Below are 24488 nucleotides of genomic sequence, written 5' to 3' on the forward strand. Positions count from 1 at the left end.
TCTGCTATAGATAGAGTCCATTCCTCTCCCCTCGAAGCAGCCAATGACATCTCCCACCAGTTTCCGTGAGCGCATCGTCCTCTATGCGCTTTTGACGTCGCTGACCTCGATCAGCATCGATGCGCTCTTGCCGGGCCTGCGCCAGATCGGGGCCGATCTCGGCGTTCAGCCGCCACTTTCCACCCAGCACATCATCTCGCTTTTCATCCTCGGCATGGCGTTTGGAGAGCTCTTGCTCGGGCCGCTTTCCGATGCGATGGGGCGGAAGAGGGCGCTTGTTCTGGGTCTTGGCGTCTATGCGCTCGGAACCGTCGTCGCCATGGCGGCGGGCTCGCTCGAGATGGTGATTCTCGGCCGCTTCCTTCAGGGCGTCGGAGTCTCGGGGCCGAAGATTGCGACGCGGGCGATGATCCGTGACCAGTTCGAAGGCGATGCCATGGCGCGCGTGATGTCGTTCATGTTCACGCTCTTCATTCTCGTGCCGATGCTGGCGCCGACGCTGGCACAGGGTATCATTGCGGTCGGCGGCTGGCGCAGCGTCTTTGCGGTCTATCTCGCGGCGGCGGGACTTCTCGGCGTGTGGCTGGTGATGCGCCAGCCGGAAACGTTGCCGCTAGAGAAGCGCATTCCCTTTCGCCCGCGGCTTCTCGTGTCGAACGGGCGGCGTATCCTCTCAAACCGTCGCGTGACGCTGCTGATCGTGGCGACCGGGCTCGTCTTCGGCGCGCAGCTTCTTTATCTGAGCACGGCGGCCGACCTCTTCTTCGACGCCTACGGGATCGGGCAGACCTTCCCCTTGTATTTTGCCATGCTGGCGACCGGCATCGGGCTTGCCTCGTTCCTCAATGCCAAGCTCGTGCAGCGCTTCGGTTCGGAGGCGATGGCGCGTTACGGCTTCATTGGCCTGGCGGTGGCGGGGCTCGCGATGCTGGCGGCATCCACCCTTTGGGCCGGCCGGCCGCCGCTCACCGTGCTGATGGTGCTCGGCTTTGCGGCGTTCTTCGCGATCGGGGTGCTCTTCGGCAACCTCAACGCCATGGCCATGCGCTCGCTGGGGCAGGTGGCGGGGCTTGGGGCCTCGCTGATCGCCTCCGGATCGAGCCTGATTGCGACCCTGTTCGCGGTCGCACTGGGCGCGTTTTACGACGGCACGACGCTCAACCTGTCGGCCGGCTTCTTTCTCGCCGGCGTCAGTGCGCTGGTTCTCTCGCAGATCGCGGCGCGGGCGGACGCTTCACCGGTGGAAGCGGTACGCTAGGATCATTTCATTGTTTCATCGAAACACTGAAGTGATCTAAGTCTTTGAAATTACGCAATTCCAGACGGAAAACCGTTTCGCACTTTTCCTGGAATTGCTCTCTAGGCAGCGCGAAATCCGGGCGGACCGTGCGGCAGGCGCGGCCCTGCGCACGGTCCGTCCAGACGCCCTGGAAACAAGCCCAGGAGACCCGCCAAAGCACGGCCGCGTTCCTTCAGTTTCGCTTCCTGCGCCTTGAGCTTTGATCCGTGCACGTCGTTTTCGCAAAGCCGTCCCGTATTGTTCGCAACGGCAACCCTAGCCGTTGTAGACGACTGAAATCTTGTTTCCGGATGGATCGCGCATGTAGGCGGAGTACCAGTCGGGCCCATAGTGCGGACGCGGCCCAGGCGCACCTTCGTTCGCCCCGCCATTGGCCATGGCGGCCTGGTAGAAAGCGTCCACCTCTGCGGGAGACTTGACCATGAACCCGACCATGGAGCCATTTCCGGCGGTGGCCGGCTCACCATCAAAAGGTTTGCAGACCCACAGGACAAAGCCGTTGCCGGTTCCGCCTTCGGAATAGGCGCGCCAGTCCGGAAACTCGACATGCTTGCTCCATCCGATGGTCGCGAGGATTGCGTCATAGAAGGCATTCGACCGGGTACAGTCCAATGCACCCACGGTCACATAAGCGCTCATAATGTCCCCTTTCTCCGGTGGCGAAGTTGGGGGAATTCATAGCGCATCAAATAGAACACAACAAGAACAAAAGTCGCGACGGTGGCCAACGAAATACGGCTGTCGGAGCGGAAGATGCAATCGGCATCTCGTCTCGGTTCGCGAGCCCGGCGCGAACGGCCGGGCTCTCATCGTTTTTGACCGCTTCCCCTCAGCCGGCCAATCGCGCCTTGCTCGCTTCAAGGAATGCCGTGAGCTTGGCCGGTGCTGTGCCCGTCAGGGTCGTGACGTCGTTCGTCACCATGTTGATATGGCCGTCGCGGGTGTTGGCGTCGAAGGAAACGACGATCGGGATGATGAAGTCGGGCAGGCCCGCGCTCTTCAGGCCGCCGGCCAGCGCCTCGTCCGAGATTTGCACGACTTCGAGGGGCTTGCCGGTCGCCTTGGCAACGAGGGCGGCGATCTCGTCGGTCGAGCGCAGCTCGCCGCCGGTCAGCGTATAGGTGCGGCTCTCGTTCACAGCTGAGGCAAGCGCAGCGGCGGCTGCCTTGGCGGCATCGGCGCGGGCAATGTGGGCGAGACGGCCTTCGCCGGACGAGGAATACCATTGGCCGGTTTCAAGCGCGTGCGGCAGGGCCATGAACAGGTTCTCCATGTACCAGCCGTTGCGCAGGATGGTGTAGGGGATGCCGGTCGCCTTGATGGCGTTTTCAGTGCCGAGATGATCGGGCGCAAAGGGGATGACCGATGTCTCGGGGCTGGGCATCGAGGTGTAGAGGATATGCTTGGCGCCGGCCTTCTTCGCAGCTGCCACGGCGGCGAGGTGCTGCTTCAGCCGCTTGCCCGGCTGATCGAGCGCGTCGGTCGAGATGATCAGGATGCGGTCGGCGCCGGCAAAGGCCTTATCTAGCGAGGCCGGGTCGTCGAAATCAGCGACGCGGGCCTGAACACCCTTGGCCGTGTAGTCGGCAAGCTTCGCCGTGTCGCGGCTGGTGGCGATGATCCTCGCCGGCTCGACGCCGGAGCCAAGAAGCTGATCGAGCACGAGCTTGCCGAGCTGGCCGGTTGCGCCGGTGACGAGCAATGTATCGGACATGGTCTTTCCTTTTCCTCTAAACCTGAGACGGGATGGCAGCGGGAGGTCGCCCGCACGTTCCTCGCTCGTCGTTGATGCCGACCGTCTGGGAGGTTGCGCCGGCACGTGGTCTCTTTTTGAGACTTGCTCTTATCCCGTAATCTCGGTAGAGCTGTAAAGGAGGCAGTTTTTTCTGCTGTGGTTACAGGAAGGGTACCGCCTATGAACAAGCTCACCGGGGATGTGAAGGGCAAGCGCGTGGCGATCGTCTGCGGCGTTCCGATGGACATGGAGAACTGCCCGGTGCGCGACGTCATGGACAATATCGGCGGCAAGTGGAATTCGCTGATGATCCTGTCCTTGGCCGATGGTCCCTTGCGTTTTTCGCAGCTCCGCCGGCTGATCCCCGACATTTCCCAGCGCATGCTGACCCAGACGCTGCGCGACCTGCAGCGCGACGGCTACATTCACCGCACCGTCTACCCGACCCAGCCGCCAAGCGTGGAATATGCGCTGACCGATCTCGGCCGTTCGCTGCTCGGCCTGCTCAAGCATTTCGTCGACTGGTCGTTGGAAAACCACGGAGCGATCCGCGCGGCACGCGAGGTTTATGACGCGGAAGCGTAGCATCTACCGCACGGAAGTGAGTTCCAACCTTGAGCGACCGGTTCGTTCGCCCATGCGGCACTTCATTCCATCGTTTCCGGTTCTGACCGGCGGAGTTTGCCCCTCACCCTAACCCTCTCCCCGCTCGCGGGGAGAGGGGACGTGGACGACAGCTGCGTTCCCAGGAGGGACCTGCTGTCGAGAAGGTCGTGACTGAAAATCCTGAAATGAAGCGAGCGGGTGCCGCGCGTCGCCTTCGCCCCGCCTGCGGGGAGAAGGTGGCCGGCAGGCCGGATGAGGGGCGGTTGTGAGGCGCGACGCGCGACGTCGTGTCCTGTCTTGCAGACTTGCGCTAGCGCATTGATTTTCCCTATAGTTTCGTCGACTGCCTACGTCACCTCGGGGACCCATGAAGACACTTGATATCGGCATTGCGGGCGCCGGCCCGGCGGGGCTCGCGGCGGCGCTGATGCTGTCGCGGCAGGGGCATCGGGTGGAAATCCTCGAACGCTTCGATGTGGCCTCGCCTGTCGGCTCCGGCTTGATGCTGCAGCCGACGGGACTGACGGTGCTGAACGCGCTCGGCCTGCTGCAGCCGATACTTGCGCTGGGCAGCCGGATCGACCGGCTCTATGGCGCCGACGCAAGATCCGGCCGCACTGTGCTCGACGTGCGCTACGACGCTATTGTCGGTGGCCGCTTCGGGCTGGCGGTGCAGCGCGCGGCGCTTTTCAACACGCTGCATGATGCCGTGATCGCCGCCGGCTTGCCGGTTCGCACCGGCGTCACGCTCGCTAACGTTCGAATGGCCGGTGGCAAGGCCGTGCTTCTGGATGCAGAGGGACGCGAGGTGGGCGCCTATGATCTGGTGATCGACGCGAGCGGTGCCCGCTCGACGCTTTCGGCCGGCTCCACTGTCGCGCCCAAGGTGCGCGAACTGACCTATGGTGCCTTCTGGGCGACGCTCGACAGCGACGGGCTCGTGGCTTGAAGAATTCGACTTCGCCTATCTCAAGGTCGGCACGGTGGATCTCGAAATCGTTCAGGCGGATGAGAAGGTGGCGAGCGGTGCGGCAGGCTCCGTCGTCTATTGGGCGGTCGAGGATTTCGACCGGGCTCTTGCCCATTTCGAAGCGCTCGGCGCGCTTCTCTATCGCGGGCCGATGGCGATCCAGGAGGGGCTCTGGATGTGCCAGGTGCGCGATCCCTGGGGCAATTGCATCGGCCTTCGCGGCCCGAGATCTGGATTTAAGGGAGAGGAAGCCTGATGCCGGATGGTCCCGTCACCTGTGAAATCCGCTACCGGCTCGCGCAAGGCCGGATGACGGAGTTCGATGCCTATGCCCGAACCTGGATGACGCTCATAGCGCGTCATGGCGGCACGCACCTCGGCTATTTCATCCCGCGCGAAAGGCCCGAGGGCGTCGGCACGAGCTTTCCCGGTGTCGGCGAGGAGGGCGCCGGCGATATCGCCATCGCGCTCTTTACCTTTCCGGACGAGGCGGCTTACCGCCGCTATCGCCGTGACGTTGCCAGCGATCCGGACGGCATCGCGGCCAATGCGCGTTACGCGGACGATCCGCCGTTCATCAGCTACGAGCGCATCTTCCTGCAGCCGCTTCCAAGAAAATGACTGGACGCAAAGCGGAGGGCGGATTTCCCGCCCTGCGTTTGCACCCGTTTCTCGTTTCTGTTCAGGCAGCCCGTGCCAGCAACGCGCCCTCGAGCGCAAACTCGACGGCAGCGTCCGCGTGGATCGCGGTGGAATCGAAGCCCGGCAGCGGCAGGGCCCTGGGGTCGAGGGTCAGGCAGATCTCGGTGCAGCCGAGGATGACGGCGTCGGCGCCTTCCGCCTCGGCCTTGTCGATCAGGTCGATCAAAGCCCTGCGGGAAGAACGCAGGACCTTGCCGGCGCAGAGTTCGTCGAAAATGACGTTGTGGACGAGCGTCCGGCCATCCGCGTCAGGCACCATGATGTCAATGCCGTGGCTCCGCATGCGCTCTGCGTAGAAGCCGTGCTCCATGGTATAGCGGGTGGCGAGCAGCAGCGGCTTGCGGCTGCCGGCGGCCTTGAGGCGGAGCGCCGTCTCGTCGATGATGTTGATCAGCGGGATGTCGACGGCCGCCTGCACCGCGTCTGCGATCAGGTGCATGGTGTTGGTGCAGATCAGCACGCAATCGGCGCCGGCCGCTTCCAGGCCACGGGCGACATCGGCAAGCCGCTTGGCAGCATCATCCCAACGGCCGGCCTTCTGCAGGTCGACGATCGACTGGAAGTCGACGGAATGCAGCAGCACCTCGGCCGAATGCAGGGCGCCCAGGCGCTCGCGAACGGCCTCGTTGACCATGCGGTAATAGACTGCCGAGCTTTCAAAGCTCATGCCGCCGATAAGACCGATCTTGCGCATCGCCATTCCTCTTTCCCTTTATGGCGCGCCGGGCACGCCGTTGTTCGATGGCCAGAACTATGCGGCCGAAGCCGCCGGAATGGTTCGCTTTGTTGGCGTAAAGAACGCCACTTGGCGCGATCAATTTGCGCATTGTGAAGAATTTGTGCAAATATAGGCGGTAATGAACGGCAATAGGTGGAGGGATCGGCGTGCTTGACGAGAGAGATAGGAAGCTGCTTGGGCTGTTGCAGCAGGATGCCAGTGTCGCCGTTGGCGAGTTGGCGGAGCGGGTCAATCTTTCGCTTTCCGCCTGTTCGCGCCGCATCCAGCGGCTGGAGGAGGCTGGTTATATCGCCAGGCGCATCGTCGTGCTCGATCGCGAGCGCATGGGCGTGCCGACGACCGTCTTTGCGCTGATCAAGACGGCGCACCATTCGGACGAGTGGATCGAGACGTTCCGCCGCGCGATCAGTGATATCCCTGAAATCGTCGAGGCACATCGGTTGACGGGGAACTACGACTATATCGTCAAGGTCGTGCTGCCGCGCGTCGAGCACTACGACGTGGTCTACAAGCAGATCGTGCGCAAGGTGGAGCTCTTCGACGTTTCCGCCTCGATCTCGATGGAAATCCTGAAGAGCGGCACGGCGGTGCCGGTCGATTATGCGGAGTGAGGCGTTTCTCAAGGAGCAGTGCGCCGACGCGACCCGAAGCGGGCTTGATAATCCGAAGGTGAGATACCCGTCCTTCAATGAAAGGCGCGGCGCATGCGTTCAGCGTTGCCCAAGCCGAACAGGAAAGGGGCATTCGCCACTTACGTCGCTTTGTATTGTTCCGATTGGTTCCCAAGTTGGCGACCATGTTCGCCAGGCTGTCGCGGACGAATGCAATTATGTTACCCATACCCGCTCCAGTTGATTCACTTAGTTGCCGCCGGCTTAACAGCCCAGCAGAGGGTACGAATTTGAAATCCGTGGTCATCGCCAGTTTGAACGCCAAACTCCAACCGATTCACCGCGGTGAATTGGAAGACGCATTCGACGATCTCATGCAAAGGAAAGGCTTTGGCATGCGTGTGGTCGGCGGAGGAACGTTGCAGGAGGAGTGCGGAGAGATTGCTCATTGTGACATCGAGATCGAAGTCGACGAACTCAACGATGAAAACGTCCAGCTTGTCGTTCGTGCCCTGGAGTCGATGCTCGCTCCCAAAGGCTCTCGCTTGCATATCCCCGCTCAGGACCGGGTTCTCGATTTTGGCAGACACGAGGGGTTGGCGCTCTACATCAGTGGCACCGACTTACCGTCTGAGGTTTATGCCAACAGTGACATCAACTTCGTCTTTCAGGAGTGTGATCGCCTCTTGGAAGGCGTGGCTTTTGTAAACAGTCACTGGGAAGGCGCTTCGGAAACCGCCCTGTACATGTACGGGAAGGACTTCGAGACAATGCGCAAGATGATTGAACCTCTGCTCAATACCTACCCCTTGTGTCAGAAATGCCGGGTTGAACAGATCGCGTAGCCAGGCGTCTGCACAGGAAGGGAAATCTCATGCGGGGCTACAAATCAGCCTACATCGGAACGGTATTTTTCGTCGGACTCGGCAGCGTTATTGCGACGCTAGCACACCCCGACAACGAACTCCTCTTGATGGCGATGAGCCAGCTGCTAGCCGTGCTGACTTTTCCGTTAGGTTTCATTGCATCCGCGATTGCCTTCGTCGTCCTGCACGCAGGCATCGCGACCCCGGCAGAGGCGACAGTCGTCGCAACCCCGGTCTTTGCTGTCCTAGGGTATATCCAGTGGTACCGGCTCTTGCCCGCGTTCTATAGAACCGGCAAGTGAAGCGTGGCCTGAGGCGCCCCCGGTGGGGTAGGCTGATGCAGCGGCACCGCCTTTCTGAGCGGGGTGCGGACTGGAAACAGTGTTCTGATCAGCTTTCATGACAGTGGCTCGGCGAGTATGGGCACGCGTTCCGCTAAGCTACATAACGAGCCCCATTCCGCAACCTCCTCCCTTACACATTCGCCAGTGTGAACGTGCTTGCGCTTAGAAGCGCGTTGAATGCTCGGCTCGTGCTGTCGGCGTCGTCATTGTGCACCGGGGCCCCCTCGTTCGCCGAAAACCACGTCTTTGATCCGGCAAGCGAGGTTCGCTGCCACACGCCGTTTTCGCCGGAGGAAATCGGGGGGCATGTCGAACGGGTCAGGCAACTCGCTCCGAACAAGCGCTGATGGGCGCTCAGTGCGCTGCGATCGGCGAACCCGTTCTTGACTTTTTGCAAGGGTGACATGAGGTGGCTGCGCTTGTCCTTGCCAACCGCAACCCCAATGTTGTGGCATGTCCAATAGAAGGCCGGCTGGGAGCCAGCTGGAAGCAAACATGCAGGACAGGCATCACCTGGTCGTCGTTGGCGGCGGGTTCGGCGGATTGCAGCTCGTCAAAGGGCTTGCCGGCGCGCCGGTTCGCATCACCCTCATCGACCGGCGCAACCACCATCTTTTCCAGCCCTTGCTCTATCAGGTCGCAACCACGCTGATCGCGACGTCGGAAATCGCCTGGCCGATCCGCAGCCTGTGGCGCGACCGGCCGGAGGTGACGACACTTCTCGGCGAAGTGACGGATGTGGACGCGGCCGGAAAGGCGGTCGTTCTCAGGGATGGCAAGCGGATCGGCTACGATACGCTGGTGCTGGCGACCGGGGCGACGCATGCCTATTTCGGCCATGACGAATGGGAGCCCTTCGCCCCCGGCCTGAAGACGCTGGAAGATGCCACCACGATCCGTCGCCGCGTGCTGCTCGCCTTCGAGCGTGCCGAGCTGGAGGAAGACCCGGATGTCCGCGCAGCACTCCTGACCTTCACCGTCATCGGTGCCGGCCCGACAGGCGTCGAGCTTGCCGGCATTATCGCCGAGATGGCGCATCGCACGCTTCCGGATGAATTTCGCCGCATCGATACGCGGCAAACGCGCGTGCTCCTGGTCGAGGCGGGTCCGCGCATTCTCGCTGCCTTCAGCGAGGATCTCTCGGCCTATGCGGTCAAGGAGCTGGAGCGCCTCGGCGTCGAGGTTCGCACCGGCACGCCGGTGACATCCTGCACCGAAGAGGGCGTGATGATCGGCGAGGAATTCGTCGCCAGCCGCACGCTCGTCTGGGCCGCTGGCGTGCAGGCGTCACCCGCCGCCCGCTGGCTTGATATCACTGCTGACCGCGCTGGCCGGGCGATCGTCGGCGCCGATCTCACTGCGCCCGATCATCCCGAAGTCTTCGTGATCGGCGACACCGCCGCCGTCACCTATGACGGCGGCAAGCCGGTGCCGGGCATTGCACCCGCAGCCAAGCAGCAGGGCGCCTATGTGGCCGACGTCATCCGCGCGCGGCTTGCCGGCGACAAACCGCCCGCCGATTTCCGCTACCGCCACCAGGGCAGCCTCGCCACCATCGGCCGCCGCGCCGCGATCATCGATTTCGGCCGGTTCAAACTGAAGGGCGCGCTTGCCTGGTGGATCTGGGGCATCGCCCACATTTACTTCCTGATCGGCACCCGCAGCCGCTTCGCGGTCGCCTGGAGCTGGTTCTGGACCTATCTCAGCGGCCAGCACAGCGCCCGGCTGATCACCCAGAAGGAGACGCTGAAGGAGAAGGGCTGAGGGGTTCTTTGCCGCTTCCAGCCGACCGGAGGGCAAACATGCGGCAACTCCGAAAGGGCGACAGCGCTGCGCGTCGGCAAAGGCGTGCAGTGCTGCAGAATTGCACTTTCTGGATGGCGCTCTGATCTCTATGTTCCCGTCTCATTTCAGGGAGTCGGGGATCCAGATGACGAGACATCAGCGCTTGGGCTGCCTTTATGCCATGGCCTTCATGCTTGCCGGTTTCAGTGCACCGGCTGCCGAAGCCGCGCCGTCCTGTCCCAAGATCAGCTACACGGCGGAACGGGCCCGGCTGCAAAAGGTGCTCTCGGCGAATGCGTTCCCACGTGACGAAACCGCCTTCCTGCTGAGGGGTGTGGATCAACAGCTCAAGGAAATGCCCCAAAGCCGCCTGAACGCACACGGCGCTGAATGCGGCATTCAGGCGGTACGTGCGCTCGTCCTGGGGTGCGTGAACAAAACCCTCCCTGAGATGTTGGAGACGACGTCCAGGCCGAGCGTCAAATCCGGACAGGCCTATTGGAGCAAAGCGAATGTTTCCCGTCGCGAAGCGGCCGTGATCGGGGTCACCCATGCGTGCCGCAGCGCGGCGATGGAAACATTCCTCTCAGGCTCGTGACGCGAGGGTGGACCAAAGTGGCTACCTACTTCTCAACCTTCACGATCAGGATCATCGGGCGATCGACTTCTTCGGCGAGTGCCGGGATTTCGGCGATCTGCGCCTCCGTCGGCCGCCACTCCTCTACGTGGCGGATGGTGAACCCCGTTGCCATCAGCGTGTTGAGCGTGGTGCCTGTCGTGCGGTGGTGCTTGATCACGCCCTTCGCCAGCCAGTCGGTGGTGCGCGGTCCCTCGGCCGAATAGTGATCGACCGGCCAGGTGCGCTCGCCGTTCTCAAGCCGCCAGCCGGGATTGAGCGACGCCATGTAGATCGGGTGCTCGATGGTGAAGACGAAATGCGCGCCGGGAACGAGCGCCCGGTGGATGGTGGCGACCAGCCGGCCGAAATCCTCGACATAGTGGAAGGCGAGCGAGCTGTAGGCGAAGTCGAAGCTCTCTTCGGGAAGGTCGAGCTGGTCGAGGTCGGCGATCCGGTATTCGATCGCCGGATCGGGCGTGTCGGCCCTGGCGCGGGCGATCATCTTCTCGGAGAGATCAAGCCCGAGCACCTGGACCGCACCCGCCTCGCGGGCATAACGCGAAAACCAGCCGAAGCCGCAGCCGAGATCGATGACGCGCTTGCCGGATAGATCTGGTAGCAGCGCGCGAATCGCCGGCCATTCGGCAGCACCTGCAAGCCCGTGCAGCGAGCGTCCAAGCTGGCTGTAGCCTTCGAAGAACTCCGGCTTGTCGTAGATATTCTGAGCCATGTCGGTCTCCTTGGGGCGATGGGTGGTTTGGTACGGGTGTCCGCGGGCGCGATAGGGCGAGCGGGCATCGTTTGCCGTTACCTTGGGAACAGCATGCTGCCCAAGATCCTGCTCGAAACCTCCGGCATTTCAAAGTGCTAGAGCGTTGATCTGATAGGGCGTCGAGCGCCGCAAGGTCAAGTTGCGGCTGAGGTGCAAGGTTTTACTTGTGTTTTCTGGGGGTGTGTTAATGTACGATTCTCGTGGTTCAGTCCGTTTTATGGAGGCGTGATGTCCGAGGCCATCCATCCCACTGCAATCCATCATTTGCCGGCATTCATCACGGCGCCGGGACAAAGCGACGTCCTGTTCAACGTCGTCGTCATCTTCATGATCCTGGCGATCTTCGCCCTCGGCACGTTCTATCTCAGGCTGCATTCGCTGCCGGAAACCATGGCGCACAAGAGCCACAAGGTACAATACGAGCTGGTGGCGGTACTGGGGCTGATCTCGCTGCTTACGCACAACAACATCTTCTGGATCGCGGCGCTGATCCTGGCGCTGATCGACCTGCCGGATTTTTCATCGCCGCTCTCGTCGATCTCCCGCTCTCTGGAGAGGATCGCCGGCAAGGTGGATGCATCAACTGAACCGGTACCGGCCGAGCTCGAGCCGGTGGCGAGCCATCCAGCCGCGCCTGCAGATCAGCCGTCGATGGAAGGGAAGGCCTGAGCCATGTTCGAATTCATGCTTTGCTCGATGCTGACGATCCTTCCTGACTATCTCTTCCGCCGCTATGTCCAGGGCAAAAGGTTCGGGCGGGAGATCACGCTCTATTCCGTCTGGTTCGAGCTGCGCTGGGGCATCACCGCCTGCATCATCCTGACGATCTCCCTGATCACGCTGATCTTCTACTTCCATCCGTCGACGAAGAACGTCACCGCGGCGTTCCGCACGGTCGCAATCCTGCCGGAAGCCGGCGGGCGTGTTTCGGAGATCTATGCGACGCGCTTCGAGAAGGTGGAGGCCGGCCAGCCATTGTTCAAGCTCGACAGCTCCCAACAGGAAGCTGCCGCCGAGGTTGCCCGCCGCCAGATCGCCGAGGTCGATGCCGAGATCAGCGTCGCTCGCACCGAGCTGGTCGCCGCCGATGGCGCGATCGTGGAAGCCCAGGCGGCCGTGCAACAGGCCCAGGACGAGTACGATACCCAAGTCGAACTCAACAAGCTGAACCCCAATGTCGTGGCACGGCGCGAGATCGAGCGCCGGCAGGTCAACCTCGAAGGGCGCAAGGGCGCACTCACCGCTGTCCTTTCCAACAAGCAGACACTGGAGACCAAGCTCGCTTCACTGCTGCCTTCGCAAAAGGCGAGCGCCGAAGCGGCCCTGAAGGAGGCGGAGATCGATATCGACAAGACGACGGTCCGCGCCGGTGTGGCCGGCAGGGTGCAGCAGTTCGCACTCCGGGTCGGCGAGGTCGTCAATCCGCTTCTGCGGCCAGCGGGCGTTCTCGTCCCTGAAGATGCCGGCCGGGCGCGGCTTGTTGCCGGCTTCGGGCAGATCGAGGCGCAAGTGATGAAGGTCGGAATGATCGGCGAGGCCACCTGCATCGGCAAGCCCTTCACCATCATTCCCCTTGTGGTCACCGACGTGCAGGAGGTGATCGCCTCCGGCCAGGTGAGGGCGAGCGACCAGCTCATCGACGTCACCCAGATCTCGCAGCCGGGCACGCTGACGATCGTCATGGAGCCGCTTTATCCCGGCGTGCTTGACGATGTTCCGCCCGGCAGCAGTTGCATCGCCAACGCCTATACCAACAACCACGACGAACTGGAGTCACCCGGCATCAGCACCGGACGCTGGGTCTACCTGCACGTGGTCGATGCGTTGGGCCTCGTGCACGCGATGATCCTGCGCATGCAGGCCCTGATGCTGCCGGTGCAGACGCTGGTGCTCGGCGGGCATTGAGGGGGCGTAGCCTCTGAAGCGCCCCTACTGCAGTCAATATAAGGGCCCCGACCGGAAATGGTCGGGGCCTTTTCTCTTTGCCTGTTCCTCAAATGAATTGAGCCTCCGCGGGGAACGGAGGCTCAAGCGCGCAATAAAAATAAATAAAGCAACTGCACGGCAATAAAAACGCAACCATACCACTCTTCCGGAGATTGTATGTTTGCGGTGTGCAATTACAGGTGCAGTTTGACAAATGCGGGGTTTGAAATCAATCAAATTTAAGGGGCATTTGAGTAGTCAATTAGAGCTACGCAGGGCCGCGCGGCGGCCTGCCCAAGCGGATTAGAAAGGCTTTGCCGGGGTTAGATGCCATTTTTGCGGCCCATGGCCAGGCTGATAGCTAGCACTCGCCGCCATCCGCGGTGATCTCCACCGGCATCGTCCAGGGTTCCCAGATCGCATCGTGGCTGCCGCCTTCGCGTCGGTAAAAGCGCTTGGCGGCGTCGTTGGTCGCAAGCACGGTCCAGTTGATGCGCGGCGCGCCGATGCTGGCGGCGAGTCGCTTCAAAGCTGCGATCAATGCGGCGCCTGCGCCCGAGGAACGTGCTGTTTCATCAACGAAAAGTTCCTTCAGCACCAGCGTCGGCTTCAGATCGTAGGTCCAGGGGATAACATAGTGTACGGCGATGCCGACTGCACGACCGCCGAGATCCGCGACGAGCACGCCGAAGCGCGGGTTATCGCCAAGCCCGTGTTCGATGAGATCCGCTTCGGTCACGAAAAATTTGTCGATGTAACCTTCGAAGATTGCAAGGCCGCGCATCAGCCCCAGCACATCGGTCACGTCGTGGCGTTCGAAGGGGCGGACGGTGAGGGGTGATGCGTTCATCTCGACATCTCGTGCAAAGGGGTGACCTGTTAGGTGTGGGTTACTGAAGGCCGGCGGGGACGCCGGCCTTGCTGCAGATACCTTGGATCGCAATCCATTTAGGGACAATAATCCAGCGGTTCAAAGTGCCGTAGCGATCTTGAACAAGACGCACGCCGCAGGGGTGCGCGCTGACCGGCGCTCAGGCGGCGAGCAGGGCCTGCGCTTCACCCGGTGCTGCGCCGGTGGCGAAGGCGAAGCCTTCATCTTCCCAGCCGGTGATGCCGCCGATCATGATCTTCACGGGGCGGCCGAGCCGCGCGAGCTTGAGTGCGGCCTGATCCGCACCGTTGCAATGCGGGCCGGCGCAGTAGGCGACGAAGATGGTATCTTCGGGCCACTCGGCCATGCGCTCGGCGCGGATCTCGCGGTGGGGCAGATGGATCGCGCCCGGCACGTGGCGGCGGGCGTAAGCCGCATCCGAGCCGACCACATGCAAGAGCACAAAATCCTGCTCCCCGCTCTTCAGCGCATGGGCGACGTCGGCGCAATCGGTCTCGACGCTGAGGCGCCGGGCGAAATGGGCAATGGCGATCTCGGGGGAGGCAGCAGGGGTTTCGGTGACATAGCTCATCGGGGATCTCCTCGGGTTCGTGCGGGTTGACGAAGAGATATGTAGCAGCGCCCGATGAGGGCTGGCAGTTGGCAACATTGCCATATATGCTCAAGATCATGCCAAAGTCGTTTTCCGCTGCCCAATCGCTCCAAAACCCGCTCGTCGTGGCGCTTGCCTATGACGGGCTCTGCACCTTCGAATTCGGCGTCGCAGTCGAGATGTTCGGCCTGCCGCGGCCGGAAATGGGCGAGGACTGGTATCGCTTCGCCGTCGCCTCGGTCGATCCCGGCGAGCTCCGGGCAACCGGCGGCGTGCGCTTTGTGGCCGATGGCGGCATCGAGCTTCTGGCCGAGGCCGGCACGATCATCGTGCCGGGTTGGCGCGGAGCCGACCAACCTGTGCCGGAGGCGGTCTGCCAGGCGCTGCGGGATGCGCATCAGCGCGGCGCCCGCGTCCTTTCCATCTGTTCCGGCGTCTTCGTGCTGGCGGCGGCAGGCCTGCTTTCGGGCCGGAGGGCTACGACCCACTGGCGCTATACGGAAAAACTGAAGGCACTCTACCCTGATATCGAGGTGGTGCCCGATGTGCTCTATGTCGATGGCGGGCAGGTGCTGACGTCTGCCGGCAGTGCCGCCGGCATCGACCTCTGCCTGCATCTGATCCGCCGCGATTTCGGTAGCGAGGCGGCCAACCGCGTGGCCCGCCGCCTGGTCGTGCCGCCGCACCGCGACGGCGGCCAGGCACAATTCATCGAGCGGGCGGTGCCGGATGTGCATGAAAGCGCCCGGCTCGGGCCCTTGCTCGACCGCATGCGCGAACGGCTGGGTGAGGATTTCTCGATCGCGGTGCTGGCGAAGGCGGCGGGCATGAGCGAGCGCACCTTCCTGCGCCGCTTCGAGGCGGCGACCGGCACGACGCCGGCGCGCTGGCTTTTGACCGAGCGGCTTTCCCGCGCCCGGCAATTGCTGGAGGAAACCGCACTTGGCATGGAGCAGGTGGCCGAAGCTTCCGGCTTCGGCTCGACCCAGACCTTGCGCCACCACTTCCGCCAGCAGCTTTCGACGACACCCGCCGCCTACCGCGCGGCGTTTGGGCGGATGGCGGGGCAGGCGGGCGTGCCTGCCGAGGTCGCCGCGGAGTAAACCGGAGGCGTCAGCCACGCCGCCGCGATCCTGGTTTGACGTGACGCATTCCGGGCGCAAAGCCGCTGCACGCTTTTCCAGGAATTGCTTCAGTTTTACGCGGTTGTGCCGCAAACGGGGGGCATGTTCCAGCGACAGCTTTGCGCCACTTCCTGACCTGCGTTGCGCTGAATTGAATGTCCGGTTGTCTCGAAATCGCTTACCTGAGACCTGAATTGAGCAAACACAGTCCGCAGCAGATACCAATTCAATCCGATGGCCAAAGCGAAAGCTGAGACTTCAGCAGCGCCTTGGTGTCGGCATCCGCGAAGCTCGCGTCGATCGACGTCCGAGCCACTTCGCGCACGATTGCGTCCGTCCAGCCGAAGGTGGAGCGGGCCAGTTCATATTCCGACGGCAAGTTTGTTGCGAGAAGGCTCGGATCATCAGTGTTCACCGAGACACGCACTCCGGCTTTGCGGAGCCGCTCGATTGGATGGGCATCCATCGATGGGTAGACGTTGAGCGTCAGATTGGAAGTCGGACAGATTCCGAGCGGTATGCCGCGCTCCGCAAGCAGAGCCACGACTCTCTCGTCTTCGATTGCGCGCACACCATGATCAATCCGGTCTGCGCCAAGAAGTTCGATGGCGTCGCGCACACCCTCGGGTCCGCTCGATTCGCCGGCATGAACGGTGCGCCGCAATCCAGCGGCACCCGCGCGGCGGAAGGCGTCAGCAAAGCGCGGACCGGTGCGCCCGGCGGCAGCCTCATTGCCGTCGATCGATAGAGCTGCCACGCGCGGGTGGCACCATTCAACGAGCTGGTCAACCATTTCGGCGGCTTCATCCGCTGTCTGGGTGCGTAGCAAGCTGATGCAAAGCCTCGCCGTCGGGAGGCCATCCTGTTCCGCTGCGGTGAAGCCAGCATCGAGGGCTTCGATCATGGCCCTGGTTCGCCCGTGCCACGCACTCCAGTGGGTCGGATTGATAATGACATCGGCATAGCCAGTGCCGTCGGCAGCGAGGCGCTGGCAGAAGGCATAGGCCAGCTCGGACAATCGGTCCGCTGTGTTTGCAAGACCGCACGCCCAGTCGAGAAAATGCAGGAAGTCAGCAAGCCCACCGAATTCCAGCAAGCGTTCGCGCGGCCTCGGCATCGCCACGCCTGCTTCAGCCGCCCATTTCTCAAAGGTGGAGGGATCGAAAGTCCCCTCGAGATGGACATGTACCTCTGCCTTGGGCAGGGCGCACAGCGCGGTGTGTTGTTTTGCTTTTGCGGGGCTGTTCATTTGCATACATCGCGCCAGTCGAGGGCGCCCTCCTGTTATCGTCGGAAGTTCAGACGCAGGCACGGATTCTGGTGCCGGCGTTGAAGGGTCAGCTTGGCACCTACTTATCTGCTGTGACGGGAAGGTCTTTTGTCATGGAGCCAAAGCTACACGCACCAGGAGTGACGACAAGCGCATAGACTCGTGCATAATGTTCGCAAAAATAGGACAGTCAGGTGGATCGTGCCGATGCCCCTAATCACGCAGGCAGCCAAGGTGCTCGAAATGGTAGCGCGCTACGGTTCAATCCGTCGCGCTGCCGAACGCGTCAACTCGGCCCCATCGGCAGTTAACCGCCAAATCCTCAATCTCGAAGCCGAGCTTGGCACACAGCTTTTCGAGCGGTTGCCTCGCGGCATGCGGTTGACAGAAGCTGGAAAAATCATCGTCGAGCAGGTCAGGGAATGGCAGCGCGACAACCAACGGACTTTGGCTTCCGTCGAACACTTAAAAGGGACGGGCGGCCACCAAATGCGCATCGGCTTGATGGAGTGCCTGGCCGCGGAATTCCTGCCGCGGACGTTCAGCGAATTGCAGTTGCGTCATCCTGACGCATCGCTTCGCGCGATCGTCGGCAGCACCGCCGAGTTGACCGCTCGGCTGATGGCCAACGAGATCGACCTCGCCATCACCTTCAATGCGCCGCAAGACATCGGCCTTAAGCTGATGCATGAGGTGCGTGTGCAACGAGGCGCGGTCATGCGGCCGGACCATCCACTGGCGAGCCGCGCAGAGCTGCATCTCGAGGATCTGCTTGAGTATCCTTTGATCCTTGTTGACAACACTCTGACAATGGGGCCGGTCGTGGACGAAATGCTGGAGCGCTCCCGTAGGCCACCAATCAGAGCGGTAGTGACCAACTCCGTGACTATTCTGAAGGCGATGGTCGCTGAGGGTGGCGGCGTCAGCATTCTCACACCCATCGACGTCTTCAGTGAGGTTCGCGCCAAAAGCCTCCTTTTCAAGCCTCTCGCAGGCGCGCGCATGTTTGAGTTGCTTTCAGTTGCGGCGCGTGACGCCAAGGCCCTCAACTCGACCACTCGCGACTACGTACGCATCATCGCGTTGACGCTGGATGGTCTCAAATGAGCCTGATGGCAGCTTTCAAGTGTATTCAGGACATCCAAGTTCGTCATCAGGAACGACCTCCTCGGATCAAAAGCTGTCCTCCGGCCCTCCTCGGGATCGATCGAGGGGCGGCCCGTGCCGCTGGTGGCATTTGCGATACCGCAATTTCAAAGTGACGCAATTCCAGGAAAACCGTTTCACACTTTTCCTGGACTTGCTTCACCGCTAGCCTGCTTCCGACGGCGCCAACCTGACGCCTTCCCTGCGGAAGAAGGACCGGAAGAACACCGCGTCCGGCGCCGAGGCGATGACCCGCGCGACGATGGCTGTTGCCGCAATGGCAAAGAGCAGGCGGCCGAAGAACACGCTGGTGAAATCCGCACCGAGGGCGACGACCACCAATGTGTCCTCGATCAGGCTGTGGCCAAAGCCCATGAAGACGCAGGCGAGGAAGACCTGGCGCGGCTCCACCTTGGCCTCACGCGCCTCGCGGATCAGCAGCGCACCGCCGTAGGAGATCCCGAGGAGCACGCCGACGGCGGCAAAGGGCACCGTTTCAGGCTTTATGCCGGCGAGACGGAAGAATGGCGCCATGCCCCGGTTCAGCCAGCCGAGGATGCCGACGAGCTTCAGAATCTCGATCGTCCAGCTCAGGGCGAGCAGCACCACGAGCATGGTGGCGAGCGTCTTCAGCGTGCTCAAGCCGAAGGCGAGCCAGCCGGAGCCCTCGTTGACCGGTATCCATGTGGGATTCAGCGGCGTGGCAAGCCAGCCGGTTACCGCGAAGACCTGGTGTAGCAATGCCGCGAAGACGAGCCCGCCGCCGATCCTGAGTGCTCCGGTGACGAGGAAGCTCGGCCCGGCCTTCTGGATGATGCGTTGCTCGATCGGGATGGCATGCGCCACCAGCATCAATGCCGAAAAGACGGTCATGTCGGCAGTCGTCAGCTCCGAGACCGGGACCAGCGCGAAGACGACGACGACGGCGCCCCAGATGCCGACAAGCAGGCCGGTCAGCCAGGCGAAGGCGAGCTCTGGCGGCAGCCCGACGAGTGTCATCAGCGGCTCGAAGGCGGGTGCGACCGCGCGGATCACGCCGAGTTCCTGCAGCACATGGGTAACGATCGTGACCGGCACGATGATGCGCACCAGGTCAAAGTAGACTTCGAGTGTGGCGAGCGTCTTGCGGTAGAAAATGATGTGAACGGCCATGACGGTGTCTCCTTGAATGTGTTGTCCAAGGACTAGCGCGAGGCCCTTCGCAGTTGTGGTCAAAATATGCACTTTCATGCAATAAAATTGCAAATGGCTGCAACGGGGGACGGAGATGGACAAGATCGACAGCAAGCTTCTGAGGCTACTGCAGGAGGATGCCTCGCGCACCAATGCCGATCTCGCGGCTGAAGTCGGCCTGTCGCCATCGAGCTGCCTGCGCCGCATAAGGCGACTTCACCAGACCGGCGTCATCGACCGGGTCGTCGCTGTCCTCAATCCGGCAAAGGCCGGGCGGACCATGAAGGCGATCATTACTGTGGAGCTCGAGCGCCACGGCGAACAATTCGTGCGCCGCTTCCTCGACACGGCCGCCAAGGAGCCGGCGGTAGTCCAGGCCTATAGCGTCAGCGGCGAGACCGACGCACTTTTGATGCTGCGACTGAAGGACATGGATGAGCTCGACGCCCTGACCGAGCGGCTGTTTCGCGAAGAGAGCAACGTTGCGCGCTATTACACGGCGTTCGTGATCCGCACGGGGAAGGAGACGACGGAGATACCGCTGGGGTAGCGTCGCTCCGGGACACACGGCCGCGCGCTTGGTTCGCGCCGGGGCAACGTGTCCCGACGCACAAGACTGTCGCGACGATCACTTCACCGCAGCATTGCCGCCATCGGCAAACAGCGCCGCGCCGGAGACGAAGCTTGCCATCGGGCCGGAGAGGAAGAGGGCGGCTTGCGCAATTTCCTCCGGCCGGGCGATGCGCTTCATCGCGTGCAGGCCGGCGGCCCATTCCTTCTGCTCGGCGCTGCCGCCCGCCGGCGTATCGACGCCACCCGGGAGCAGGGCGTTGGCGCGGATGCCCTTTGCGCCATAGTCGGCAGTGATGCCCTTGACGAGGCCCATCAGCCCGGCCTTCGCCGCACCATAGGCGGCCATGCCGGGGATGCCGACGCTGGTGCCGACGAAGGTGGAGGTGAAGACCAGCGATCCGCCGCCACGCGCAAGCATCGCCGGGATCTGGTGGCGGGCGCCGAGGAAGGCGGAGGTGAGGTTGGTGGCAAGCGAATGCTGCCATTCCGAAGCGATGATCTCGGCGACCGGCTTCATGACGTTGACGGCGCCGGCATTGTTGACGGCGATGTCGAGGCCGCCGAACTGTTTCAGCGCCGCTTCCACCAGCCGGATATGGGTGGCTTCCTCGGTGACGTCGCCGCTGACGGCGATCGCTTCGCCGCCATCCTCGCGGATCGCTTCGACAACGGCCATAAGCTGCGCTTCGCCGCGGGCATTGGCGACGATCTTCGCACCCTCGGCGGCGAAGAGCTTGGCGACCGCGCGGCCGATGCCCGAGGAGGCACCGGTGACGATAACGATCTTGTCTTGCAGCATAGTCATGGACTTTCTCCTCTTTGGTTGAGGCGCCTTGACTACTGCCGGCGGACGGCAGCGCCCACCCGATTTCCGCCCACTCAATTCGGAAGACGGTTGAGGGACGACGATTTTCAACCGGCGGGGCCGGTGGCATAGTCGCGGCCGACAAAAGGGGCAGGGAGGAACGGGATGCTGAGGACCTATCGGGGGAGCTGCCACTGCGGCGCGGTGCGCATCGAGGCGGACATGGACATCAGCGCCGGCACCGGGAAATGCAATTGCACCATCTGCTTGAAGATGCGGCTCTGGTCGGTGGTGGTGAAGCCCGAGGCTTTCCGGCTGATCGCCGGCGAGGAGGCGTTGACGGACTATCGCGGCCGTAACCCGGTCGCCCATCATTTCTTCTGCAGCCAGTGCGGCGTCAGGCCATTCGAGCGGATCGACGCGCCCAACATGACCAACCACACCTACTACAACATCAACGTCGCCTGCCTCGATGGCGTCGATATCGACGAACTGGTCTCAGCCCCCGTGACCTATTGCGATGGGCTGAACGACAACTGGGGCGAGACACCGGCCGAGGTGCGGCATTTGTAGTTCGGAAACTGATTGATGGTTGAACGGACATTTCCTCAGGCTTTCCCCACGGCACTTCGCGGCCAGTCCGTGAACGCTGTTGCGGCACTCAAGCTGAGTTCCGACTATGTTTACAGCGAGTTTTCGGTCAACGTTCTCGGAGAGACCTTGCGTATACCCGGCCGGGTTCATCCATCGGTAAGGCCGGAGTTTCCGGGGCTGAGCCTGATTGAGCGCCAGGTGGCCCTTTGCTTGCTCACCCGCAGCACGGACGGCTTTCAGCGGCAGGCCGCTCTGCGAGAAATCCTTCACATCAACAAGCCCTGGTCCATTCCGTTCGTCATCGCGCTGATCGGCGAATACGTCGTCGAAATCATCCGGGATATCCACGCGGCTCTACCCGACCTGGAGCGGGACGTCGTCTCGGCATTTATCAGGGCGAACCCGGTGTTTTATAAGCTCACGTGTGATCGGGTGATGAGCTATTGGGACTGCTACTACCGCTGGCAGTTTTCGCGCCGCGACTACGTGGGCTTCAAACTCTTGCAGGACCTGCACGCAATGCGTGATCTCGAACAGTGCCGTCCCCGAGAGGCGGTGTCGATAGGGACTGGCGGTCTCCGTGACCTGTCCAACTCTCACTAGTCCTCGTCCAGGTTCTCCAGCGTCCTCAAGGCGGCCAGCGTTTCGCGCAGCGCCCGGTCGAGCCGCTTGTCGCGGCGAAGCACGAGGGCGGAGCGGCGTGAGAAGGGCGGCGTAACCTGCCGCACCTCCAGCCGTTCGCGATCCCCGGCGCGCAGCGCGATCTCCGGAACGAGGGCAGCACCCAGGCCGGCGGCGACCATTTCCTTGATCGCATCGACGCTGCCGAACGACATCAGCGGTTTGACGTCGGTGCCGCCCGACACCAGCCATTCATCGGTGATCCGGCGGGTGTTGGCGCCCGGTTCGTAGAGGATCATCGGGTACTTCGCCAGGGTTTTTGCGGTCACGCTCTCGGGGAGATCGGTTCCCAGAGGGGCGATTGCGACGAAGCGTTCGTCGAAGAGCGGCGCGACATCGAAGATACGGCCGGTGACGGGCAGGGTGACCAGCCCGATATCGAGCAGGTTGTCGTCGACCGCCCGAACGATGTCGGCGCTGTTGCCGGTCGTGACCGTGATATCGAGGTCGGGGAAGCGGCGCTTGAGATCGGCGAGCAGCGGCGGCAGCAGGAAGGCGCAAGGGGTGGCGCCGGTGCCGAGCCGCACGCGGCCAAGAACGCCCTTGGCATGACGCGCCACCGCTTCGATGGCCTGGCTGGTTGCAGCCTCGATGCGGCCGGCATGGGCAAGCAGTTCCTCGCCGGCGGCACTTGGCCTTGCCGTGCGGCCGACGCGCTCGACCAGGCGCACGCCGAGCTGTTTTTCCAGCGCCCGCACCTGCAGGCTGATCGCAGGCTGGGTCAGCCCCAGCCGCTCGGCGGCCGCCGAGAAGCTGCCGAGTTCGGCCACCAGCGCGAAGGTTTTGAGATAGTCGAGGTTCAGGGCGCTCATATCAAAGTTTTTCTTATGCTTTGAATATGAATGCTAAGCTTCTTTTATGCAAAGTCGAGGCGCAGACTGTGCCCATGGTGAGAAACAAACCATGGGTGTTCGACATGTTCAGGGAAATCGGTCTCTATCTCGTCTCCTCGCCGCGCTCGCGGTACTGGCAGTTGCAGCAGTTGCGTGAACTCGACGCCGAGCGTCTCGCCGACATCGGCATCACACAAGCCGAGGCGCAGCTTGGAAGGCGCAAGGCAGCCCCGGTGTGGGCGCGAGAAAGCGCAATGCCCACACGGCATGCCGAAGCTGTGCGGGCAGGGGCGATGTAGGCGCTGCAGGTATGGGCGACGATTTCGCCTCTTGACGCGGTGGGGCGAGGGGCGCCGGCCAAACGCGTGAAAGCCTTGGCTCAATCCGACGCTAATCCCAGCTTTCGATGGTGAGGCCCGGCCAAAGAGCGCGCCAGCGATTGACCTTCCGCTCGTATATCTCACGCGTGATCTGGCTCTTGTTGGCCCGCACGGTGGGAGCCAGCAGGTCGCCAAGGCCGAAGGGCGCGCAAATGTCGAGCCCGTCGCCGGCCGGGCGAATGCCAACGGCGGTTGCCGTGGTCGGGAATGTCGCGATGGCCTCTTCCATCGAGCTATAGGGCTTGATCGGGCTGCCGAATTTCTCCCGATACCAGAGATAGACACGCGCCTCGTTTTTGACATCGATCCGGATGGGCAAGCCAGCAAACAGGCTTCCGATCCGGGCGGCGTGCGCGGCCTCCGCCTCTTCGGAAAGGTCGTCACCGTTGAAATAGACGATGTCGATATCGCTGATGCCGTGCGTGGGCGGCAATCCGAAAGCGTGGTTCCAGACAGTTTGCGCGATTGCCCCGGCCACCAGCCAGCCATCCGGCAGTGCAATCTTCTCCCAGTTTCCGAGGATCGGAGAAAGGAGCGGGCTCTTGAGGACGATAGCCCGCAGTTCGTCGCGCTCGCGCATCGGAGGTTGCCTTCGGTATGAGAGGGTCGCGGGATCTGTCATATCTCACGCCCTGGATATCGAGAATCCGTCGAGCCTGATATCGCCCGTTGTCTGCACGGTTCCAGCGGCGATCCACACGGGATCTCCAAAACATTCGATCTGCCCGCCTGTGACGACGATGCCGGCGCTATCGTTACAGGCGATGATCGGCCGTGCCGTATGCGTGCTGTAGCGCAAGAGCGCGGGCAGGTAGGCGGCGGCGTCGTTGAGATGCGGGAAGAACTCGAACGGCACCAGATCGAGCGCGTCGCCGTCCGCTATGTCCTCGGGCCTCAGGCCGATAAACAGCGCATCGGTCGCGATCGTCGGGGCCATGAGAATGGCGCCGGCGCTGACGCCGATGAGAATGCCGCCGGAGAGCGCCCAGTCTCGGATCGGGCCGAGCATGCGGCTTTGCTTCAGCCGTTCGAGAAATTCGCCGGTATGCCCGCCTGAAAGATGAATGGCGTCGCAGGCGAAAAGCGCCGCGACGTCGCCTGGCGAATGCGGCTCGTCGAGATCGAAGAACAGCGCCAGATCGAGGCCGTAGCGGCCGTAGTAGGACCGGGCGGCGAGGAAGAAGCCGCGGTCCGGTTCCGGGCCGGAGGCGACATAGGCGATGCGGTTTCCGCGGCCACCGGCCTTCAGCAAGTCCACGAGCCTGAGGTCGATCGCCGAGCAGTCGGGGTGGATCTGGTCGCTGTAGAGGATGAGGTTGAGCAACTGAGCCTCTTGTGTGGTTGCCTGTGACGATTGGCGGGCGCGACTACAGTCGCCTCATGCAATGCGCTTTGTCGATCGGCAACGGGACGCGGTCAAGTTCTGCCTCAATCTGCGGATCATGAGCGG

Annotated in this window: 30 protein-coding genes and 1 pseudogene; 19 read left to right on the top strand and 12 right to left on the bottom strand. The window is 62.6% G+C overall.

What is annotated here, in order from left to right; all coding sequences use genetic code 11:
* Positions 1-43: 43 nt before the first annotated feature.
* Positions 44-1258, top strand: a complete 1215-nt coding sequence (locus tag V7S54_RS11795; RefSeq protein WP_065374890.1) for a multidrug effflux MFS transporter — start codon at positions 44-46, stop codon at positions 1256-1258.
* Between the two features lie 297 nt (positions 1259-1555).
* On the opposite strand, the gene V7S54_RS11800 is transcribed toward V7S54_RS11795, so the two are convergent.
* Together V7S54_RS11800 and V7S54_RS11805 are read right to left on the bottom strand one after the other, a co-directional pair.
* A complete protein-coding gene (locus V7S54_RS11800) occupies positions 1556-1939 on the bottom strand; it encodes a VOC family protein (protein ID WP_065374889.1) in 384 nt (127 codons plus the stop codon).
* Between the two features lie 190 nt (positions 1940-2129).
* Positions 2130-3014 carry an SDR family oxidoreductase gene (locus tag V7S54_RS11805; protein ID WP_065374888.1) on the bottom strand — a complete coding sequence of 295 codons (885 nt, stop codon included), beginning with the start codon at positions 3012-3014 and terminating at the stop codon, positions 2130-2132.
* Positions 3015-3215: 201 nt separating this feature from the next.
* Between V7S54_RS11805 and V7S54_RS11810 the strand changes: the two genes are divergently transcribed.
* The 4 genes and pseudogenes from V7S54_RS11810 to V7S54_RS11825 all read left to right on the top strand — a co-directional run bounded on the left by V7S54_RS11810 (position 3216) and on the right by V7S54_RS11825 (position 5232).
* Positions 3216-3620: a winged helix-turn-helix transcriptional regulator gene (locus V7S54_RS11810; RefSeq protein WP_058321302.1), complete on the top strand. Its 405-nt coding sequence runs from the start codon at positions 3216-3218 to the stop codon at positions 3618-3620.
* A 388-nt stretch (positions 3621-4008) separates the two neighbouring features.
* A pseudogene (locus tag V7S54_RS11815) lies at positions 4009-4566 on the top strand (FAD-dependent oxidoreductase); the annotation flags it as partial.
* Positions 4544-4867 carry a VOC family protein gene (locus V7S54_RS11820; RefSeq protein ID WP_065374887.1) on the top strand — a complete coding sequence of 108 codons (324 nt, stop codon included), beginning with the start codon at positions 4544-4546 and terminating at the stop codon, positions 4865-4867. The pseudogene V7S54_RS11815 and the gene V7S54_RS11820, both read left to right, overlap by 23 nt.
* Complete coding sequence (locus tag V7S54_RS11825; protein ID WP_065374886.1) at positions 4867-5232, top strand: NIPSNAP family protein; 366 nt, start codon at positions 4867-4869, stop codon at positions 5230-5232. The genes V7S54_RS11820 and V7S54_RS11825 overlap by 1 nt, the downstream gene beginning before the upstream one ends.
* Positions 5233-5293: 61 nt before the next feature.
* On the opposite strand, the gene V7S54_RS11830 is transcribed toward V7S54_RS11825, so the two are convergent.
* Positions 5294-6013 carry an aspartate/glutamate racemase family protein gene (locus tag V7S54_RS11830; RefSeq protein WP_082640709.1) on the bottom strand — a complete coding sequence of 240 codons (720 nt, stop codon included), beginning with the start codon at positions 6011-6013 and terminating at the stop codon, positions 5294-5296.
* Between V7S54_RS11830 and V7S54_RS11835 the strand changes: the two genes are divergently transcribed.
* From V7S54_RS11835 to V7S54_RS11860, 6 genes are all read left to right on the top strand, one after another.
* Positions 6000-6164 carry a hypothetical protein gene (locus V7S54_RS11835; protein WP_176707572.1) on the top strand — a complete coding sequence of 55 codons (165 nt, stop codon included), beginning with the start codon at positions 6000-6002 and terminating at the stop codon, positions 6162-6164. The genes V7S54_RS11830 and V7S54_RS11835 overlap by 14 nt on opposite strands.
* Before the next feature lie 34 nt (positions 6165-6198).
* Positions 6199-6663, top strand: a complete 465-nt coding sequence (locus V7S54_RS11840; RefSeq protein WP_065374885.1) for an Lrp/AsnC family transcriptional regulator — start codon at positions 6199-6201, stop codon at positions 6661-6663.
* A gap of 299 nt (positions 6664-6962) precedes the next feature.
* Positions 6963-7508, top strand: a complete 546-nt coding sequence (locus V7S54_RS11845; RefSeq protein ID WP_234793062.1) for a hypothetical protein — start codon at positions 6963-6965, stop codon at positions 7506-7508.
* 29 nt (positions 7509-7537) lie between these two features.
* Positions 7538-7831, top strand: a complete 294-nt coding sequence (locus tag V7S54_RS11850) for a hypothetical protein (RefSeq protein WP_065374884.1) — start codon at positions 7538-7540, stop codon at positions 7829-7831.
* Between the two features lie 537 nt (positions 7832-8368).
* Positions 8369-9637, top strand: a complete 1269-nt coding sequence (locus V7S54_RS11855) for an NAD(P)/FAD-dependent oxidoreductase (RefSeq protein ID WP_065374883.1) — start codon at positions 8369-8371, stop codon at positions 9635-9637.
* Positions 9638-9803: 166 nt separating this feature from the next.
* A complete protein-coding gene (locus tag V7S54_RS11860) occupies positions 9804-10256 on the top strand; it encodes a hypothetical protein (protein ID WP_141679426.1) in 453 nt (150 codons plus the stop codon).
* A gap of 25 nt (positions 10257-10281) precedes the next feature.
* On the opposite strand, the gene V7S54_RS11865 is transcribed toward V7S54_RS11860, so the two are convergent.
* Positions 10282-11007 (bottom strand): class I SAM-dependent methyltransferase, encoded by a 726-nt coding sequence (locus V7S54_RS11865; RefSeq protein WP_065374881.1) that lies wholly within the window; start codon positions 11005-11007, stop codon positions 10282-10284.
* Between the two features lie 270 nt (positions 11008-11277).
* Between V7S54_RS11865 and V7S54_RS11870 the strand changes: the two genes are divergently transcribed.
* Entirely contained in the window at positions 11278-11718 is a 441-nt protein-coding gene (locus V7S54_RS11870) for a hypothetical protein (protein WP_065374880.1), read from the top strand.
* A 3-nt stretch (positions 11719-11721) separates the two neighbouring features.
* Positions 11722-12954 carry an HlyD family secretion protein gene (locus tag V7S54_RS11875; protein WP_065374879.1) on the top strand — a complete coding sequence of 411 codons (1233 nt, stop codon included), beginning with the start codon at positions 11722-11724 and terminating at the stop codon, positions 12952-12954.
* A 382-nt stretch (positions 12955-13336) separates the two neighbouring features.
* On the opposite strand, the gene V7S54_RS11880 is transcribed toward V7S54_RS11875, so the two are convergent.
* Together V7S54_RS11880 and V7S54_RS11885 are read right to left on the bottom strand one after the other, a co-directional pair.
* Positions 13337-13825 carry a GNAT family N-acetyltransferase gene (locus tag V7S54_RS11880; protein WP_336408347.1) on the bottom strand — a complete coding sequence of 163 codons (489 nt, stop codon included), beginning with the start codon at positions 13823-13825 and terminating at the stop codon, positions 13337-13339.
* A 181-nt stretch (positions 13826-14006) separates the two neighbouring features.
* A complete protein-coding gene (locus tag V7S54_RS11885) occupies positions 14007-14438 on the bottom strand; it encodes a rhodanese-like domain-containing protein (RefSeq protein WP_065374878.1) in 432 nt (143 codons plus the stop codon).
* 86 nt (positions 14439-14524) lie between these two features.
* On the opposite strand from V7S54_RS11885, the gene ftrA reads away from it, so the two are divergent.
* Entirely contained in the window at positions 14525-15562 is a 1038-nt protein-coding gene (ftrA, locus tag V7S54_RS11890) for a transcriptional regulator FtrA (RefSeq protein WP_419178165.1), read from the top strand.
* A 247-nt stretch (positions 15563-15809) separates the two neighbouring features.
* Here ftrA and add read toward each other — a convergent pair whose 3' ends face one another.
* Positions 15810-16832 (bottom strand): adenosine deaminase, encoded by a 1023-nt coding sequence (gene add, locus V7S54_RS11895; RefSeq protein ID WP_141679425.1) that lies wholly within the window; start codon positions 16830-16832, stop codon positions 15810-15812.
* Between the two features lie 228 nt (positions 16833-17060).
* On the opposite strand from add, the gene V7S54_RS11900 reads away from it, so the two are divergent.
* The gene (locus V7S54_RS11900) at positions 17061-17960 is read left to right on the top strand and encodes a LysR family transcriptional regulator (RefSeq protein WP_065374876.1); all 900 of its coding nucleotides are present in this window, start codon (positions 17061-17063) and stop codon (positions 17958-17960) included.
* A 204-nt stretch (positions 17961-18164) separates the two neighbouring features.
* On the opposite strand, the gene V7S54_RS11905 is transcribed toward V7S54_RS11900, so the two are convergent.
* On the bottom strand, positions 18165-19151 hold the full coding sequence (locus V7S54_RS11905; RefSeq protein ID WP_065374875.1) for a nucleoside recognition domain-containing protein: 987 nt from the start codon (positions 19149-19151) through the stop codon (positions 18165-18167).
* A gap of 115 nt (positions 19152-19266) precedes the next feature.
* Here V7S54_RS11905 and V7S54_RS11910 point away from each other — a divergent pair, with 115 nt between their 5' ends.
* Positions 19267-19722, top strand: a complete 456-nt coding sequence (locus tag V7S54_RS11910; RefSeq protein ID WP_065374874.1) for an Lrp/AsnC family transcriptional regulator — start codon at positions 19267-19269, stop codon at positions 19720-19722.
* Between the two features lie 78 nt (positions 19723-19800).
* Here V7S54_RS11910 and V7S54_RS11915 read toward each other — a convergent pair whose 3' ends face one another.
* On the bottom strand, positions 19801-20550 hold the full coding sequence (locus V7S54_RS11915) for an SDR family oxidoreductase (RefSeq protein WP_065374873.1): 750 nt from the start codon (positions 20548-20550) through the stop codon (positions 19801-19803).
* Positions 20551-20715: 165 nt separating this feature from the next.
* On the opposite strand from V7S54_RS11915, the gene V7S54_RS11920 reads away from it, so the two are divergent.
* On the top strand, positions 20716-21123 hold the full coding sequence (locus V7S54_RS11920; RefSeq protein WP_065374872.1) for a GFA family protein: 408 nt from the start codon (positions 20716-20718) through the stop codon (positions 21121-21123).
* Between the two features lie 15 nt (positions 21124-21138).
* The gene (locus V7S54_RS11925) at positions 21139-21747 is read left to right on the top strand and encodes a hypothetical protein (RefSeq protein WP_065374871.1); all 609 of its coding nucleotides are present in this window, start codon (positions 21139-21141) and stop codon (positions 21745-21747) included.
* On the opposite strand, the gene V7S54_RS11930 is transcribed toward V7S54_RS11925, so the two are convergent.
* A complete protein-coding gene (locus V7S54_RS11930; RefSeq protein ID WP_065374870.1) occupies positions 21744-22637 on the bottom strand; it encodes a LysR family transcriptional regulator in 894 nt (297 codons plus the stop codon). The two genes, V7S54_RS11925 and V7S54_RS11930, sit on opposite strands and share 4 nt — an antisense overlap.
* A gap of 104 nt (positions 22638-22741) precedes the next feature.
* Between V7S54_RS11930 and V7S54_RS11935 the strand changes: the two genes are divergently transcribed.
* The gene (locus V7S54_RS11935) at positions 22742-22957 is read left to right on the top strand and encodes a DUF1127 domain-containing protein (RefSeq protein ID WP_336556962.1); all 216 of its coding nucleotides are present in this window, start codon (positions 22742-22744) and stop codon (positions 22955-22957) included.
* 91 nt (positions 22958-23048) lie between these two features.
* Here V7S54_RS11935 and V7S54_RS11940 read toward each other — a convergent pair whose 3' ends face one another.
* The gene (locus V7S54_RS11940) at positions 23049-23618 is read right to left on the bottom strand and encodes a nucleotidyltransferase family protein (RefSeq protein ID WP_065374868.1); all 570 of its coding nucleotides are present in this window, start codon (positions 23616-23618) and stop codon (positions 23049-23051) included.
* Between the two features lie 45 nt (positions 23619-23663).
* Positions 23664-24362, bottom strand: a complete 699-nt coding sequence (locus tag V7S54_RS11945) for a Type 1 glutamine amidotransferase-like domain-containing protein (RefSeq protein ID WP_141679423.1) — start codon at positions 24360-24362, stop codon at positions 23664-23666.
* Positions 24363-24488 lie beyond the last annotated feature (126 nt).

It is taken from the genome of Ensifer sp. CCNWLY38 (genome assembly GCF_037120565.1).
GTDB classification, from domain to species: Bacteria; Pseudomonadota; Alphaproteobacteria; order Rhizobiales; family Rhizobiaceae; genus Ensifer; species Ensifer adhaerens_H.